This is a genomic window from Allobosea sp. LjRoot237 (genome assembly GCF_964253285.1).
In the GTDB taxonomy this organism is placed as follows: Bacteria; Pseudomonadota; Alphaproteobacteria; order Rhizobiales; family Beijerinckiaceae; genus Allobosea.
In genome coordinates, this window is record NZ_CAXUQP020000001.1 from 1,964,300 (window position 1) to 1,981,359 (window position 17,060).

Genomic DNA, 17,060 nt, shown 5'->3' on the forward strand with positions numbered 1-17,060 from the left:
CTTTTTGCGTGATTTCGTAGTTAACGCCTCCTTCAGGCGTGTATGGCAATGTTCCGCCGGCTTTTGGTGCGGGCGGGCATGTTTCCCAGGACATTCAAGGCGACGGTCGGGCAGCGTTTGGCGCTGTGGGGCGTGCTCCTCGGCGCGCTCTCCTGTCTTTATGTCGCGACCGAGCTTGTCGGCTCGCGCAAGCTCCATGGCTTCACGCAGGCCCTGGAGGCGCAGAGCGATCTCGCTCGCCGCCTCGAAGCGACGACCATGGTCTTCGAGCGCATCAGCATCGCCATCTTCTCGGGCAATCGGGCGGAGCCTTCCGATCTCGAGGTGCTCGCGATCGCGGCCGAGGACATTGCCACCCGGCTCGAGGGCAGGCTGCAGGCCGATACCCAGGCGGTTGCGGCGCGTGCCAACGCCATGCGCGAGACGGCCGACACGGCGACGGCCCGGGCCGAGCTCAGGGTGATCGCGGACAAGCGCTCGGCCCTGCGGCGCGGGCTCGGCGAGGAGATCGGCCGGCTGAGCGCGAGCCTGTCGCATCATGTCGAGAGCGCCCATCAGAACAAGGTCCTGCTCTCGCTGCTCGGGCTGTTCAGCCTCGTCTTCATCGTGGTGCTCGAGCATAACTGGCTGGTCCGCCCGATCTCCGGCATGGCGCGAGCTTTGGCCGAGAACCGGCAAGAGGGGCGGGGGCTCGGCAAGCTCGCCATGCGGCGCGACGAGATCGGCATGCTCGGCCGCGCCCTGCTGGCGCATCAGCGCGGGCTCCAGGCCGAACAGGAGGTCGCCCAGACGCGACTGGACGCGCTTTCGGGTGAAGTCGCGCGCCAGGAGGCCGCCCAGGCCCGCAATGCAGCCTTCCAGGAACGGATCGCCGCGATCGCCCAGGCGCTGGAGCAGCATGCCGCCCGGCTGTCGCAGGCCGCCGGAGAATTTGCAGAGCTCTCAGGTGTCGTCGACGAGCGGGCCGGCGCTGCCACGCAGTCGACGCAGCGCGTCTCCTCGCATGTCGATCATGTCGCCGGCGCGATCGCCGAGGTGTCCACGCTGCTGGCGACGGCGGCAAGCGAGGCCTGGCGGACCTCAGAGGTCGCCGATGCCGCAAAGGCGCTGGTCGACCAGGCGACGGCCGACACGGTCGAGCTGAGCGATGCGGTCGGCAAGATCGTGCAGGTCATCGACATCATCGGAACCGTCGCCAGCCAGACCAATCTGCTGGCACTGAACGCCACCATCGAAGCGGCGCGGGCCGGCGAGGCGGGCAGGGGTTTTGCGGTCGTCGCCGGCGAGGTCAAGCAGCTCGCGCACCGCACCGCCGAGGCGACCGACGATGTCCGCACAGGGCTGAACCAGATCACCGTCGCGGCGCAGCGCATCACCTTGCGGATCGGCGCCCTGGTGACCTCGGTCGAGAAAGTCGACAAGGCGGCGCTCTCGATCGCCGAAGTGACCGCTCGCCAGGATGTCGGCTCGCGCTCGATCAGCGAGACGACGTCGCGGACCGCCGGCGATGTCAGGCTCGTCGCCGAACAGGTCGAGCAACTCGCCGGCACGCTGGCTAACTGGCGCCAGACGGCCGGCTCGGTCACGGCGGCCTCCGCCGATCTCGACCGGCAGGCGGCGGAGCTGCGGCAGGCTGTCGAGGGCTTCATCACGCGCAAGGAGCTGGCGGCATGAGCATGGCGATGTCCGAGCAGGAAGCGGGCGCAGCATCGTCGTCGCCGCCGGCCATCGCGCAGGTCCTGCACTGGCTGACCGCTGCGCTGGTGCTGACGCTGTTCGGCAGCGGCGTGATGATGAAGCAGATCGGCGAGGGGCCGGCTGCCGACGCGCTCTACCTCTGCCACAAGACCACGGGCGCCTTGCTGCTCGGCCTCGTGCTGATCCGGATCGCCTACCGCCTGTTCGCGCAGCTCACGGCACGCTGGCGCAAGGGGGTGGCGAGCCGGCCGGTCCACGCGCTGCTGTATCTCGTCCTCCTGGTCGTGCCGCTGCTGGGCTGGGCTGGCGCCTCCGGGTTCGGGGCACGACAGCTGCTGTTTGGCCTTTCGCTTCCAGCGATATGGCCGGAGGAGATGGGCCATGCCGACCTCTTGCTGACGAGCCATGCCTGGCTCGCCTTCGGGCTGATCGCGCTCGTCGTCATCCATATCGGGATGGCGCTCGGCGATTATCTGACGCGGGACGCCAAGGCCGGCTGAGCTTGCGTTAACCGGTTAACACCCGCGCCGCCTCGGCTGAGCCTATGCTTCCCGACCATCCGGCACCGCGAGCGCTGGCCGCCCCTCAATCTCGCCTTTCGCGCCGCCTGGCGCCGAATTCGCGAGATGTCTGGTCGATTGACCGGACCGCCCGCCCGATGATTCGAGGAGTGGTCTAAACGACGCCCGCCAATAAGAGAATGGCGCCCACCACCATGAGCAGTAGGCCGGGCCAGTTCCGTGACAGAGCGAAGACGCTGATCTCCCCGCCACGCCCCGGCGGTTCGAGGGTGCCACGAGGCAAACCCGAGCGAGTTCGGTTCGGCCCGCTCATCGGACCCTTCCAGATTGCCCTCATGGCCATGTAGGTCATGCCCGCAATAACCAAAAGGGCACCAAACCAGATGACGAGCATGGTCGCCTCCCGTTGGGCAAATTGGTTCGCAATGCCGATCTCGATTCAACCACGCCTTATGGTCATTGTTCCCTCGGTGGCACCTGGGCATCACGGCCGGATAGCGACGCGACCGGCCGATCCGGGAACTCGATGCGGAGGGAATTCTGGCGCGCGAGGCGCAGCGGCTCTCGCCTGCGACGCGCCGTCCGCAGCGCGGGGGCGCTTCCGGGCTTTCCTTTCGGTTCGCCCTGTGCCATAGGGCGGCCCTCACATGCGTGGGAGGCGTGCCGGTCAGCCAGCCGGAGGTTCACGCCGCACCACGCCCTGCAACACCCCGATCCGGAGCGGTAGCAGCTCGCGGGCGGGGCGTCGTCGTTCCGGTCGGCACCGGGGCGAGCGACAGGAGCAGCCATCATGGCTAAGAAGATCACGGGTTACGTGAAGCTTCAGGTTCCGGCGGGCGCGGCCAATCCGTCGCCGCCGATCGGTCCCGCGCTCGGTCAGCGCGGCCTCAACATCATGGAATTCTGCAAGGCCTTCAATGCGAAGACCGCGCAGATGGAGAAGGGCATGCCGATCCCGGTGATCATCACCGCGTATCAGGATCGCTCCTTCACCTTCGAGATGAAGCAGCCGCCGGTCTCGTACTGGCTGAAGAAGGCTGCTGGCCTGACCTCGGGTTCGAAGACCCCGGGCAAGGGCGGCAATGTCGGCAAGGTCACGTCGGCTCAGCTCAAGGAGATCGCCGAGAAGAAGATGGCCGATCTCAACTGCGACAGCGTCGATTCGGCTGTGGCGATGATCCGTGGCTCGGCCCGTTCCATGGGCCTGGAAGTCGTGGGCTGAGGGGGAACTGACAATGGCACATGTCGGAAAGCGCGTCGTCAAAGGCCGTGAAGGCGTTGACCGCATCAAGCTCTACCCGCTCGCCGAGGCCGTCGCGATGGTCAAGGCCCGCGCGAACGCCAAGTTCGACGAGACCGTCGAGATCGCGATGAATCTCGGCGTCGATCCGCGTCACGCCGACCAGATGGTTCGCGGCGTCTGCAACCTGCCGAACGGCTCGGGCCGCACGCTGCGCGTCGCCGTCTTCGCCCGCGGCGCCAAGGCCGAGGAGGCCAAGAAGGCCGGTGCCGACATCGTCGGCGCCGAGGATCTGGTCGAGACCGTGCAGAAGGGCGAAATCAACTTCGACCGCTGCATCGCGACCCCGGACATGATGGGCCTGGTCGGCCGTCTCGGTAAGGTGCTGGGCCCGCGCGGCCTGATGCCGAACCCGCGCGTCGGCACGGTCACCATGGACCTGACTGCCGCCGTCGCCGCCTCGAAGGGCGGCTCGGTCGAGTTCCGCGTCGAGAAGGCCGGTATCGTCCACGCCGCCGTCGGCAAGGCCTCGTTCGATGCCGACAAGCTCGGCGAGAACATCAAGGCCTTCGTCGATTCGGTCTCGAAGGCGAAGCCGGCCGGCGCCAAGGGCACCTATATCCAGCGTGTCGCGATCTCCTCGACCATGGGTCCGGGCGTCAAGATCGAGCCGAACACGGTGCTCGGCGGCTGATAGCGCTTTGCGGCCGCTTCTATCGCGGCCGCAGCCCCGCCTTGCGCTTCAGCGCAGGGATTACCACTTGGCAGAAGCCGGGGGAGGGTCTATAGCCTCCTCCGTGTTTCCATAAGTGACGGGGCTTCCGCGTGCTTGGCACGAGGAGGTCCATTTCGCGTTTTTTGGCGGCGGAGCCCGTTCCGATCAGCTTGCGCCGCAAGCTGATCGGCAAAACGGTCTCCTACCAAAAGTGAGAGACGGATTCACCGATCAGGTTGTTCCAACCTGATCGGATCCGGCTCTCGCCGCTGAAGAATGGGTGTTTTGGCCGAGGAGAGCAATCTCCAAAGCCGGGCATCCAGTCCTGTCTGAGACTGCAGGTGCGCCTTTGGCTCCGGCCAGAGGGCATAATTTCGCCAAGAGGCCTGCATAGACGGTGCAAGAACTCTTCCGGTGCCGAAGGGCGCCGAACGAGGTTCGAACCATCTCGCCCGATCACGGCTTCGGCCATGGCAGGGGACAGGGCACTGAGCGTCGCTCCGGCGAGGGGTCGGTGTCAACCGGTCACTTCTGAGAGCGACACGTGCAACTGGCGACGGGTCTCAAAGCCTGTCGCCTACCGGAGAGAGCCCAGTGGATAGAACGGCAAAATCTGATGCCGTCGCGACACTGAACGATGTCTTCTCGAAGACGTCGGTCGTTGTCGTGGCCCACTATGCGGGTTTGACGGTGGCCCAGTTCCAGAAGCTTCGTCGCGAGATGAAGGCCAATGGCGCCACCGTGAAGGTCGCAAAGAACCGGCTGGCCAAGATCGCTCTTGAAGGCACCGACGTCGCGTCCATCAGCAACCTGCTGACGGGTCCCACCCTGATCGCCTATTCCAGCGATCCGGTCGCGGCGCCGAAGGTCGCCGTCGCCTTCGCCAAGGATAACGACAAGCTCGTCATCCTCGGCGGCGCGATGGGCACGACCGCCCTGAACCCCGACGGCGTCAAGGCTTTGGCCACGATGCCCTCGCTCGACGAACTGCGCGCCAAGTTGCTCGGCCTCCTGCAGGCCCCTGCGACCAAGATCGCCCAGCTCTCGACCGCGCCTGCCGCAAAGCTCGCGCGCGTGTTCCAGGCATATGCCGACAAGGACGCTGCCTGAGCAGCCGAAAACCCTTAATCGTTCGAACCTCTTACATCAGGAACCTAAACCATGGCCGATCTCGCCAAGCTCGTCGACGAACTCTCGTCGCTCACCGTTCTCGAGGCTGCTGACCTCGCCAAGTTGCTCGAAGAGAAGTGGGGCGTCTCGGCGGCCGCCGCCGTCGCCGTCTCCGCCGGCCCGGCCGCCGGTGGCGCTGCCGCCGCCGCTGTCGAAGAGCAGACTGAGTTCACCGTCGTTCTTGCCGCCGCCGGCGACAAGAAGATCGAGGTGATCAAGGAAGTCCGCGCCATCACCGGCCTCGGCCTCAAGGAGGCCAAGGACCTGGTCGAGGCCGCTCCGAAGCCGGTCAAGGAAGCCGTTGGCAAGGACGAGGCCGAGAAGCTCAAGAAGCAGCTCGAGGCCGTCGGCGCCAAGGTCGAGCTCAAGTGAGCCCGGGCCGGCTGATGCCGGTCCGTATCTAGTCGACAACGACAGTCCCGGGGCGGTTCGCCGCCTCCGGGGCTGTTGCGTCGTTTCCGGAAGGGGCGGCGCGTACTCAAGATCTCCCGCGCATGCGGTGTCAGGTCGATCCAGTTTGAATGTCGGCGCGACATGATGCGCCGAGCGGCTCACCCGGCGGCCCGACCGCCTATACCCCGGACCACCGGGTGAGCCGTCCGAGATTGCGAGGAACATGATGGTAACTTCCCTCCAGGGTCGCAGGCGCGTCCGCAAGTTCTTCGGCAAGCTCAAGGAAGTGGCGGAGATGCCGAACCTCATCGAGGTTCAGAAGGCGTCCTACGACCAGTTCCTGATGGTCGAGGAACCCAAGGGCGGCCGCGGCGACGAAGGGCTGCAGTCGGTCTTCAAGTCGGTGTTCCCGATCGGCGACTTCTCGGGCGCGTCGCTGCTGGAGTTCGTCAAGTACACCTTCGAGCCGCCGAAATACGACGTCGACGAGTGCCGCCAGCGCGGCATGACCTTCTCGGCGCCGCTCAAGGTGACGCTGCGCCTGATCGTGTTCGATATCGACCCTGACACCCAGGCCAAGTCGGTCAAGGACATCAAGGAGCAGGACGTCTACATGGGCGAGATGCCGCTCATGACGGACAACGGCACCTTCATCGTCAACGGCACCGAGCGCGTCATCGTCTCGCAGATGCACCGTTCGCCGGGCGTGTTCTTCGACCACGACAAGGGCAAGACCCATTCCTCGGGCAAGCTGCTCTTCGCCGCCCGCATCATCCCGTATCGCGGCTCCTGGCTCGACATCGAGTTCGACGCCAAGGACATCGTCTACGCCCGTATCGATCGCAAGCGTAAGATCCCGGTCACCTCGCTGCTGTTCGCCCTCGGCATGGACGGCGAGGAGATTCTCAAGCGCTTCTACAACCGCGTCGAGTATGTCCGCGACGACAAGGGCTGGCGCGTCCCGTACGACGCCGAGCGCATGAAGGGCTTCAAGGCGACCGTCGACATGATCGACGCGGACACCGGCGAGGTCGTGATCGAGGCCGGCAAGAAGCTGGTCGCGCGCACCGCCCGCCAGCTCGCCGACAAGGGCCTGAAGTTCCTGCGCGCCACGGACGAGGATCTCGTCGGCCAGTACATCGCCGAGGACCTCGTCGACCCCAGCACCGGCGAAGTTCATGCCGAGGCCGGCGAAGAACTGAGCATGGCGGCGGACCCGAAGACCGGCGAGGTCAAGGGCAACCTGATCGACTTGATCAACAAGGGCTACACCGAGATTCCGGTGCTGGACATCGACCACATCACGGTCGGTCCCTATATCCGCAACACGCTCCAGGTCGACAAGAACTCGCGCCGCGAAGAGGCGCTGTTCGACATCTACCGCGTGATGCGTCCGGGCGAGCCGCCGACGCTCGAGACCGCCGAGAACATGTTCCAGTCGCTGTTCTTCGACTCGGAGCGCTACGACCTCTCGGCCGTCGGCCGCGTCAAGATGAACATGCGCCTCGACCTCGACGCCGAGGACACCGTGCGCATCCTGCGCAAGGAGGACATCTTCGCGGTCGTCAAGGCGCTGGTCGACCTGCGCGACGGCAAGGGCGAGATCGACGACATCGACCATCTCGGCAACCGGCGCGTGCGCTCGGTCGGCGAGCTGATGGAGAACCAGTATCGCCTGGGCCTCCTGCGCATGGAGCGCGCCATCAAGGAGCGCATGTCCTCGGTCGACATCGACACGGTGATGCCGCAGGACCTGATCAACGCGAAGCCCGCGGCTGCTGCGGTGCGCGAGTTCTTCGGCTCGTCGCAGCTCTCGCAGTTCATGGACCAGACCAACCCGCTCTCGGAGGTCACCCACAAGCGCCGTCTCTCGGCGCTTGGCCCGGGCGGCCTGACCCGCGAGCGCGCCGGCTTCGAGGTGCGCGACGTGCACACCACGCATTACGGCCGCATCTGCCCGATTGAGACACCGGAAGGGCCGAATATCGGCCTGATCAACTCGCTCGCCACTTTCGCGCGCGTCAACAAGTACGGCTTCATCGAGAGCCCGTACCGGCGTATCCGTGACGGCAAGCAGACCGACGAGATCATCTATCTCTCGGCGATGGAGGAGGCGAAGTACAACGTCGCCCAGGCCAACGCCGTCGTCGACGACGAAGGCCGTCTGACCGACGACCTGATCGTCTGCCGCCGCGCCGGCGAGGTCATCGTCGTGCCGGTCGACAAGGTCGACTTCATGGACGTCTCGCCCAAGCAGGTCGTCTCGGTCGCCGCGGCGCTGATCCCGTTCCTCGAGAACGACGACGCCAACCGCGCGCTGATGGGCTCGAACATGCAGCGCCAGGCGGTGCCGCTGGTTCGCGCCGACGCGCCGTTCGTCGGCACCGGCATGGAGGCCGCGGTCGCCCGTGACTCCGGCGCTGCCATCGCGGCCCGCCGCGCCGGCGTCGTCGATCAGGTCGACGCGACCCGTATCGTCATCCGCGCTTCGGACGAGATGGACCCGACCAAGCCGGGCGTCGACATCTACCGCCTGCAGAAGTTCCAGCGCTCGAACCAGTCGACCTGCATCACGCAGCGTCCGCTGGTGCGCGTCGGCGACGTCATCAAGAAGGGTGACATCGTCGCCGACGGCCCGTCGACCGAGTTCGGCGAGCTCGCGCTCGGCCGCAACGTGCTGGTCGCGTTCATGCCGTGGAACGGCTACAACTTCGAGGACTCGATCCTGCTCTCGGAGAAGATCGTCTCGGACGACATCTTCACCTCGATCCATATCGAGGAATTCGAGGTCATGGCCCGCGACACCAAGCTGGGCCCTGAGGAAATCACGCGCGACATTCCGAACGTCTCGGAAGAGGCGCTGAAGAACCTCGACGAAGCCGGCATCGTCTATATCGGCGCGGAAGTGGCGGCTGGCGACATCCTCGTCGGCAAGATCACGCCGAAGGGCGAAAGCCCGATGACGCCGGAAGAGAAGCTGCTGCGCGCCATCTTCGGCGAGAAGGCCTCGGACGTCCGCGACACCTCGCTGCGTGTCCCGCCGGGCGTGCAGGGCACGATCGTCGAGGTCCGGGTGTTCAACCGCCACGGCGTCGACAAGGACGAGCGCGCCCAGGCGATCGAGCGCGAGGAGATCGAGCGTCTCGCCAAGGACCGCGACGACGAGCAGGCGATCCTCGACCGCAACACCTTCGCGCGTCTGGCCGAGATCCTGACCGGCAAGACCGGCCTTGCCGGTCCCAAGGGCTTCAAGAAGGACACGGTCATCACCCGTGAGGTGATGAGCGAGTTCCCGCGCTCGCAGTGGTGGCTGTTCGCCACGGCGGACGACGCCCTGATGACCGAAATCGAGGCGATGCGGAAGCAGTACGACGAGTCGAAGAAGCGCCTTGAGCAGCGCTTCCTCGACAAGGTCGAGAAGCTGCAGCGCGGTGACGAGCTGCCGCCCGGCGTGATGAAGATGGTCAAGGTCTTCGTCGCGGTGAAGCGCAAGATCCAGCCGGGCGACAAGATGGCCGGCCGCCACGGCAACAAGGGCGTGGTCTCGCGCATCGTTGCGGCGGAGGACATGCCGTTCCTCGAGGACGGCACCCATGCCGACATCGTGCTGAACCCGCTGGGCGTGCCCTCGCGCATGAACGTCGGGCAGATCCTGGAGACCCATCTGGGCTGGGCTGCCGCCGGTCTCGGCAAGCAGATCGGCAAGGCGCTCGACGCCTATCGCAAGGCGCATGACTCCAAGGCGCTGCGGGCCTCCTTCGACGCCGTCTACGAGGACAACGAGATCATCGCCTCGATGGATGACGCCGAGCTGGTCGAGATGGGCCAGAACCTGCGCCGCGGCGTGCCGATCGCGACTCCGGTCTTCAACGGCGCCAAGGAGTCGGACATCGAGCGGCTCCTGGAACAGGCCGGGCTGCACAGCTCGGGTCAGTCCACGCTCTATGACGGCCGTACCGGCGAGCCCTTCGACCGCAAGGTGACGATGGGTTACATCTACATGCTGAAGCTGCACCATCTCGTGGACGACAAGATCCACGCCCGCTCGATCGGCCCCTACTCGCTGGTCACCCAGCAGCCGCTCGGCGGCAAGGCGCAGTTCGGCGGCCAGCGCTTCGGCGAGATGGAGGTCTGGGCGCTCGAAGCGTACGGCGCCGCCTATACGCTGCAGGAGATGCTGACGGTGAAGTCGGACGACGTCGCGGGCCGCACCAAGGTCTACGAGTCGATCGTGCGCGGCGAGGATAACTTCGAAGCGGGCATCCCGGAGAGCTTCAACGTGCTCGTCAAGGAAATGCGCTCGCTCGGCCTCAACGTCGAGCTCATCAACAACAAGCCGAAGCCGGGCGACGTGCCGGCCGAGGCAGCCGAGTAAGGCGCGACGCCCGCAGGGGCGGAACGTCGTTCGTTACTCATGCCGGCGGCACTTTCGCCGCCGGCCGATGGATCAAGGGCCGGGCAGGGCGGTTTTCCCTAAAACCCCACCGGCCAGAGGAGACAGGCTATGAAGCAAGAGGTCATGAACCTTTTCGGCCAGCAGCCGGTGCAGCAGGCGTTCGACGCGATCAAGATCTCGATCGCCAGCCCTGAGAAGATTGCATCCTGGTCGTTCGGCGAGATCAAGAAGCCCGAGACGATCAACTACCGCACGTTCAAGCCGGAGCGCGACGGCCTGTTCTGCGCCCGCATCTTCGGGCCGATCAAGGACTACGAGTGCCTGTGCGGCAAGTACAAGCGCATGAAGTTCAAGGGCGTGATCTGCGAGAAGTGCGGCGTCGAGGTGACGCTGGCACGCGTCCGGCGCGAGCGCATGGGCCATATCGAGCTCGCCGCTCCCGTTGCGCATATCTGGTTCCTGAAGTCGCTGCCCTCGCGCATCGGCCTCCTGATGGACATGCCGCTCAAGGAACTCGAGCGCATCCTCTACTTCGAATCGTATGTGGTGCTTGAGCCGGGCCTGACCCCGCTCAAGGATCGCCAGTTGCTGACCGAAGAAGAGTATGTCCGCGCCCAGGAAGAGTACGGCGCCGACACCTTCACGGCGATGATCGGCGCGGAAGCGATCCGCGAGATGCTGCGCGCGCTCGATCTCGACCAGATCAACGCCGACCTGAAGCATGAGATCGCGACCACGACGTCGGAGCTCAAGCCGAAGAAGCTGATGAAGCGCCTCAAGATCATCGAGGCCTTCCAGGAGTCGGGCAACAAGCCGGAATGGATGGTGATGACCATCATCCCGGTGATCCCGCCTGACCTGCGTCCGCTGGTGCCGCTCGATGGCGGCCGCTTTGCGACCTCTGACCTGAACGACCTCTATCGCCGCGTCATCAACCGCAACAACCGCTTGAAGCGGCTGATCGAATTGCGCGCGCCGGACATCATCATCCGCAACGAGAAGCGGATGCTGCAGGAATCGGTCGACGCCCTGTTCGACAACGGCCGCCGTGGCCGCGTCATCACCGGCGCCAACAAGCGTCCGCTGAAGTCGCTCGCCGACATGCTGAAGGGCAAGCAGGGCCGTTTCCGGCAGAACCTGCTCGGCAAGCGCGTCGACTATTCCGGCCGCTCGGTCATCGTCGTCGGTCCGGAGCTCAAGCTGCATCAGTGCGGCCTGCCGAAGAAGATGGCGCTCGAGCTGTTCAAGCCGTTCATCTATGCGCGCCTCGACGCCAAGGGCTACTCGACCACGGTCAAGCAGGCCAAGAAGCTGGTCGAGAAGGAGAAGCCCGAGGTCTGGGATATCCTGGACGAGGTCATCCGCGAGCATCCGGTGATGCTGAACCGCGCCCCGACGTTGCACCGTCTCGGCATCCAGGCGTTTGAGCCCACGCTGATCGAAGGCAAGGCGATCCAGCTGCACCCGCTGGTCTGCGCCGCGTTCAACGCCGACTTCGACGGCGACCAGATGGCCGTGCACGTCCCGCTGTCGCTCGAAGCGCAGCTGGAAGCGCGCGTCCTGATGATGTCGACCAACAACATCCTGCACCCGGCGAACGGCATGCCGATCATCGTGCCGTCGCAGGACATCGTGCTCGGCCTGTACTACCTCTCGATCATCTCGGATGGCGAACCGGGCCAGGGCAAGGTCTTCGGCGACTTTGGCGAGCTCGAATACGCGCTGCACGAGAAGGTCGTCACGCTGCATTCGAAGATCAGGTACCGTTGGACCGGCGTCGGCCCTGACGGCCAGTCGTACACGAAGATCTACGACACCACGCCGGGCCGCGTGATCCTCTCGACCGCATTGCCGGAGCATCCGGCCATGACCTTCGACGTCGTCAACAAGCTGATGACCAAGAAGGAAATCTCCGGAATGATCGATACCGTCTATCGCGGCTGCGGTCAGAAGGAGTCGGTGATCTTCTGCGACCGGATCATGTCGCTCGGCTTCAAGCACGCCTTCAAGGCCGGCATCTCCTTCGGCAAGGACGACATGGTCGTGCCGGAGAACAAGTGGGAGATCGTCGACGCGACCCGCACGCTCGCCAAGGATTACGAGCAGCAGTACCAGGACGGCCTGATCACCCAGGGCGAGAAGTACAACAAGGTCGTCGACGCCTGGGCGAAGTGCTCCGACAAGCTCGCCCAGGAGATGATGGCCCGCATCTCGACCGTGAAGAAGGACGAGAACGGCCGGGACAAGCCGATCAACTCGATCTACATGATGTCGCATTCGGGTGCCCGCGGTTCGCCGGCGCAGATGAAGCAGCTCGCCGCCATGCGCGGTCTGATGGCCAAGCCGTCGGGCGAGATCATCGAGTCGCCGATCATCTCGAACTTCAAGGAAGGCCTCGACGTTCTCGAGTACTTCAACTCGACCCACGGCGCCCGCAAGGGCCTCGCCGACACCGCGCTCAAGACGGCGAACTCGGGTTATCTCACCCGCCGTCTCGTCGACGTGGCGCAGGACGCGATCATCTCCGAGGTCGATTGCGGCTCGGACAACGGCATCAAGATGCGCGCCATCGTCGATGCCGGTCAGGTCGTGGCTTCGCTCGGCATGCGCATCCTGGGTCGCTCGGCGGCTGAGGACGTGGTCGATCTCGAGGGCAACGTCCTTGTCGCCAAGGGCGCGGTGATCGAGGAAAGCCATATCGCCAAGATCAACGCCGCCGGCGTCCAGGAGGTGAAGATCCGCTCGGTCTTGACCTGCGAGACCAAGAACGGCGTCTGCGCCACCTGCTACGGACGCGATCTTGCCCGTGGCACGCCCGTCAACATGGGCGAGGCCGTCGGCGTCATCGCGGCGCAGTCGATCGGCGAGCCGGGCACGCAGCTCACCATGCGTACCTTCCACATCGGCGGCGCGGCGACGATCGCCGACCAGTCCTTCGTCGAGTCGAACTTCGAGGGCACGGTCAAGATCCGCAACCGCAATGCGGCGCGCAACTCGGACGGCGACCTGATCGCGATGGCGCGTAACCTCGCCATCGTCATCACCGGCCCGGACGGCGCCGAGCGCGCGGTTCACCGCGTCCAGTTCGGCTCGAAGCTGCGCGTCGACGACGGCGACAAGGTCAAGCGCGGCCAGCGCCTGATCGAGTGGGATCCCTATTCCCGCCCGATCCTGGCGGAGGTCGACGGCACGGTCGGTTACGAGGATCTGGTCGACGGCATGTCGATGACGGAAACGACCGACGAGGCGACCGGCATCAACAAGCGCCTCGTGATCGACTGGCGTGGTTCGGCCCGTACGTCGGATCTGCGTCCGGCGATGACCCTGCACGGCTCGGACGGCAAGATTGCCAAGCTCGCCCGCGGCGGCGAGGCGCGCTACATCCTGCCGGTCGACGGCATCATCTCGGTGGAGCCGGGCTCGTCGGTGAAGGCCGGCGACGTCTTGGCGCGTGTCTCGACCGACTCGGCCAAGACCCGCGACATCACCGGTGGTCTGCCGCGCGTCGCTGAGCTCTTCGAGGCGCGTCGTCCGAAGGATGCCGCGATCATCGCCGAGAAGGCCGGCGTCATCGGTTTCGGACGCGACTACAAGAACAAGCGTCGCGTCACGCTGACCCCGCATGACGGCACGGATGCGGTCGAGTACCTGATCCCGAAGGGCAAGCACATCCACCTGCAGGATGGCGACGTCGTCGAGATCGGGGACTACATCCTCGACGGCAACCCGGCACCGCACGACATCCTGGCGATCAAGGGCGTCGAGGAGCTTGCCGCTTACCTGGTCAACGAGATCCAGGAGGTCTACCGCCTCCAGGGCGTGACCATCAACGACAAGCACATCGAGGTCATCGTTCGGCAGATGCTGCAGAAGGTCGAGATCACCGAATCCGGCGATAGCGACATTCTCACTGGCGACCAGATCGACCGGATCGAGCTCGAGGAGGTCAACACCAAGCTGCGCGAGGAGGGCAAGAAGCCGGCGTCCGGCGTTCCGGTCCTGCTCGGCATCACCAAGGCCTCGCTGCAGACCCGCTCGTTCATCTCGGCCGCCTCCTTCCAGGAGACGACCCGCGTCCTCACCGAGGCGGCGGTCAATGGCAAGATGGACATGCTGGAAGGCCTCAAGGAGAACGTCATCGTCGGCTCGCTGATCCCGGCCGGCACTGGCGCGCAGGTCGCCCGCATCAAGCAGGTGGCGACGCGCCGCGACGATCTTATCGTCGGCCAAAAGGCGGATGCGGCGGCCAGGGCCGCGGCGGCGGCTGCGGTTCTACCCGCCGCCGAATAATATCGGCAGGCTTGCCTGCTTCTTGGAACGGCCGCCTGCGGGCGGCCGTTTTCGTTTCGGCTCCCTTGACCTTTTCCAAGACAAGCGGCCTAAACTCACCTTGCGAAATCTGTCGGGGGGCAGCGCTGCGTCAGCAGGCCTCTCGTTGCTCGGTCGGAAGCGGCTGAACGACGTGCAGCATGCTGACACACCATGCGGGGGCGTGGTCGGCGGAGGAGTTTCTCGTCCTGCGGACCAGGCCTGGGGCGGCCGGGATCATGGACGAGCAGTTTCTCGACAGTCTTTACGAAGCGGCGGTGGTGCCGGAGCTGTGGCCGCAGGTGCTGCAGCGGTTCCAGGGGATCGCGCGCGGGGCCGGAGCCGTGCTGGTCGCAGTGACGCCGACCTCCAACCGCTGGATCTCGTCCTCAGCCGAGTTCGACCAGCTCGTCGCGACGCATTTCAACCGCTTCCCAGGAAATGAGCGCACGCGCCGCCTGATCGAGCGCCGCCATGCCGGCTTCCTGCGCGATATCGACATCCTCTCCGAGGCCGAGATGGCACTGGAGCCGGTCTATCGTGATTTCCTGTTACCGGAGGGGTTCGGCATCGGTGTCGCCACCCTCGTCGCTTCGCCGACCGGGGAAGCCTTCATCCTGCATGCCGAGCGCGAACGCGGCGAGGGCCATGTCGAGGATCCGCTGATCGCGCGCCTCGACCGGATGCGCCCGCATCTCGCCCGCGCGATGCTGCTTTCGGCCCGGCTCGAATTCGAGCGGGCACGCGGCGCTGCCCAGGCACTGGACGCCATCGGCCTGCCTGCGGCGGTACTCGACCGCAATGGCCGGGCGCTCGCGCTCAACCCCCGCTTCGAGGCGCTGGTGCCGGCAGTCGCGGTCGACCGCCCGTCGCGGCTCGGGCTCGTCGATATGGCGGCAGATGGCTTGCTGGCCGTGGCCCTGCAGGCGACGGGGCGGGCGGAGGGGCCCACCGTGCGCTCGATTCCGGTGGCGCGCCGCGAGAACCAACCGCCGCTGATCCTGCACCTGACGCCGATTCGCGGTGCCGCCCACGACATCTTCTCGCGGGCGGCGAGCATCCTGGTGGTGACGCCCGTGGAGGTGAAGGACGTGCCGACGGCCGATGTGGTCCAGGGCCTGTTCGACCTGACGCCGGCCGAGGCCAAGCTCGCTGCGCTGATCGCGGCGGGGCACCGCCCGCGCGAAGCGGCCGCCGCCCTGGGGATCATGGAGGAAACCGCGCGCTCGACGCTAAAGCGGGTGATGGCGAAGACCGGATTGCACCGCCAGGCCGACCTGATAGGCTTATTGCGCGGGGCAGGGGTCACGGCGGGCGCGACCGATTGAGCCGCCTCCCTGCGCGCATGGCGAGATTGCGCTAGCTCCCGCGAAATCCGGGGTTGACGCGAATCTCCGACTGAGTCATAAGCGCGCCACTATCGACGGCTGTCGGACACGTTTGTCGCTTGCCTTTGTTGCGAGCGAGGTTCGCGACCGAAACTCCGTCGGAATTCCAGCGTCTCACGACGACATGGCAGGACGCATGAACGCGGGCGAGTTCCGTGTTCCTCTGCATCGCGAACGCGCCTGAGGCCCCGGAAATGGGCGCCGATGGCGCGGCTTCGTTTGGTCATGGCCTCGCAAGGCGCCGGAATGCACATCGAATTCATCTAGCGCTCAAGGGAGCGAGAGGCCTTAAATGCCGACAATCAGCCAGCTGATCCGCAAGCCCCGTTCGCCGGTCAAGGCGCGTAACACCGCTCCGGCGCTCGAGAATTGCCCGCAGAAGCGCGGCGTCTGCACGCGTGTCTACACGACGACCCCGAAGAAGCCGAACTCGGCGCTCCGCAAGGTCGCCAAGGTGCGCCTGACCAACGGCTTCGAAGTGATCGGCTACATCCCGGGTGAAGGCCACAACCTTCAGGAGCACTCGGTGGTCATGATCCGTGGCGGCCGCGTCAAGGATCTTCCCGGCGTGCGCTATCACATCCTGCGCGGCGTGCTCGACACGCAGGGCGTCAAGAACCGCAAGCAGCGCCGTTCGAAGTACGGCGCCAAGCGTCCGAAGTAATTTTCCTGCCCGATTGGCGGGGCAGGATGCCCCAGCCAGTTCGCAGCTTTTGAGATTTGACCGGAGACTAGACGATGTCCCGCCGCCACAGTGCCGAAAAGCGCGAGATCATCCCGGACGCCAAGTTCGGCGACGTGATCGTGACCAAGTTCATGAACTCGGTCATGTACGAGGGCAAGAAGTCGACTGCCGAAGGCATCGTCTACGGCGCCTTCGACATCATCGAGGGTAAGCTGAAGAGCGATCCGCTCGCTGTCTTCAAGACCGCGCTCGAGAACGTCGCCCCGGCGATCGAGGTTCGTTCCCGCCGCGTCGGCGGCGCGACCTACCAGGTTCCGGTCGAGGTTCGCACCGAGCGCCGTCAGGCGCTCGCCATCCGCTGGCTGATCGCCGCCGCCCGTGGTCGCAACGACCGCACCATGGTCGAGCGTCTCTCGTCCGAGCTGATGGACGCCGCGAACAACCGTGGCAACGCCGTCAAGAAGCGCGAAGACACGCACCGGATGGCGGAAGCCAACCGCGCCTTCTCGCACTACCGCTGGTAATTCGTCCGTTCGGACCCGGAAA

Annotated in this window: 12 protein-coding genes; 11 read left to right on the forward strand and 1 reads right to left on the reverse strand. The window is 65.6% G+C overall.

Features of this window, described 5'->3' with window-relative positions:
* Positions 1-78: 78 nt before the first annotated feature.
* Both ACSQ24_RS09530 and ACSQ24_RS09535 read left to right on the forward strand, forming a co-directional pair.
* Positions 79-1,674: a methyl-accepting chemotaxis protein gene (locus ACSQ24_RS09530; RefSeq protein WP_436094451.1), complete on the forward strand. Its 1,596-nt coding sequence runs from the start codon at positions 79-81 to the stop codon at positions 1,672-1,674.
* The gene (locus ACSQ24_RS09535) at positions 1,671-2,198 is read left to right on the forward strand and encodes a cytochrome b (RefSeq protein WP_436094452.1); all 528 of its coding nucleotides are present in this window, start codon (positions 1,671-1,673) and stop codon (positions 2,196-2,198) included. Before ACSQ24_RS09530 ends, ACSQ24_RS09535 begins: the two co-directional genes overlap by 4 nt.
* 175 nt (positions 2,199-2,373) lie before the next feature.
* Here ACSQ24_RS09535 and ACSQ24_RS09540 read toward each other — a convergent pair whose 3' ends face one another.
* Positions 2,374-2,613 carry a hypothetical protein gene (locus ACSQ24_RS09540; protein ID WP_436094453.1) on the reverse strand — a complete coding sequence of 80 codons (240 nt, stop codon included), beginning with the start codon at positions 2,611-2,613 and terminating at the stop codon, positions 2,374-2,376.
* 396 nt (positions 2,614-3,009) lie between these two features.
* Between ACSQ24_RS09540 and rplK the strand changes: the two genes are divergently transcribed.
* The 9 genes from rplK (at position 3,010) to rpsG (ending at position 17,038) form a co-directional block, all read left to right on the forward strand.
* Positions 3,010-3,441: a 50S ribosomal protein L11 gene (gene rplK / locus ACSQ24_RS09545; protein WP_126110497.1), complete on the forward strand. Its 432-nt coding sequence runs from the start codon at positions 3,010-3,012 to the stop codon at positions 3,439-3,441.
* Between the two features lie 13 nt (positions 3,442-3,454).
* Positions 3,455-4,153 carry a 50S ribosomal protein L1 gene (gene rplA, locus ACSQ24_RS09550; RefSeq protein ID WP_057189971.1) on the forward strand — a complete coding sequence of 233 codons (699 nt, stop codon included), beginning with the start codon at positions 3,455-3,457 and terminating at the stop codon, positions 4,151-4,153.
* Between the two features lie 615 nt (positions 4,154-4,768).
* A complete protein-coding gene (gene rplJ, locus ACSQ24_RS09555) occupies positions 4,769-5,284 on the forward strand; it encodes a 50S ribosomal protein L10 (RefSeq protein ID WP_110489243.1) in 516 nt (171 codons plus the stop codon).
* A 51-nt stretch (positions 5,285-5,335) separates the two neighbouring features.
* Positions 5,336-5,716 carry a 50S ribosomal protein L7/L12 gene (gene rplL / locus ACSQ24_RS09560; protein WP_126110501.1) on the forward strand — a complete coding sequence of 127 codons (381 nt, stop codon included), beginning with the start codon at positions 5,336-5,338 and terminating at the stop codon, positions 5,714-5,716.
* A 247-nt stretch (positions 5,717-5,963) separates the two neighbouring features.
* Positions 5,964-10,112, forward strand: coding sequence for a DNA-directed RNA polymerase subunit beta (gene rpoB, locus ACSQ24_RS09565; protein ID WP_436094454.1), 4,149 nt, complete (start codon positions 5,964-5,966; stop codon positions 10,110-10,112).
* 129 nt (positions 10,113-10,241) lie between these two features.
* Positions 10,242-14,423 carry a DNA-directed RNA polymerase subunit beta' gene (gene rpoC / locus ACSQ24_RS09570; protein WP_436094455.1) on the forward strand — a complete coding sequence of 1,394 codons (4,182 nt, stop codon included), beginning with the start codon at positions 10,242-10,244 and terminating at the stop codon, positions 14,421-14,423.
* 179 nt (positions 14,424-14,602) lie between these two features.
* Entirely contained in the window at positions 14,603-15,769 is a 1,167-nt protein-coding gene (locus ACSQ24_RS09575) for a helix-turn-helix transcriptional regulator (RefSeq protein ID WP_436094456.1), read from the forward strand.
* A gap of 352 nt (positions 15,770-16,121) precedes the next feature.
* On the forward strand, positions 16,122-16,493 hold the full coding sequence (rpsL, locus tag ACSQ24_RS09580) for a 30S ribosomal protein S12 (RefSeq protein ID WP_057189964.1): 372 nt from the start codon (positions 16,122-16,124) through the stop codon (positions 16,491-16,493).
* A gap of 74 nt (positions 16,494-16,567) precedes the next feature.
* Positions 16,568-17,038 (forward strand): 30S ribosomal protein S7, encoded by a 471-nt coding sequence (rpsG, locus tag ACSQ24_RS09585; protein ID WP_110489247.1) that lies wholly within the window; start codon positions 16,568-16,570, stop codon positions 17,036-17,038.
* The last annotated feature ends 22 nt before the right edge of the window (positions 17,039-17,060 follow it).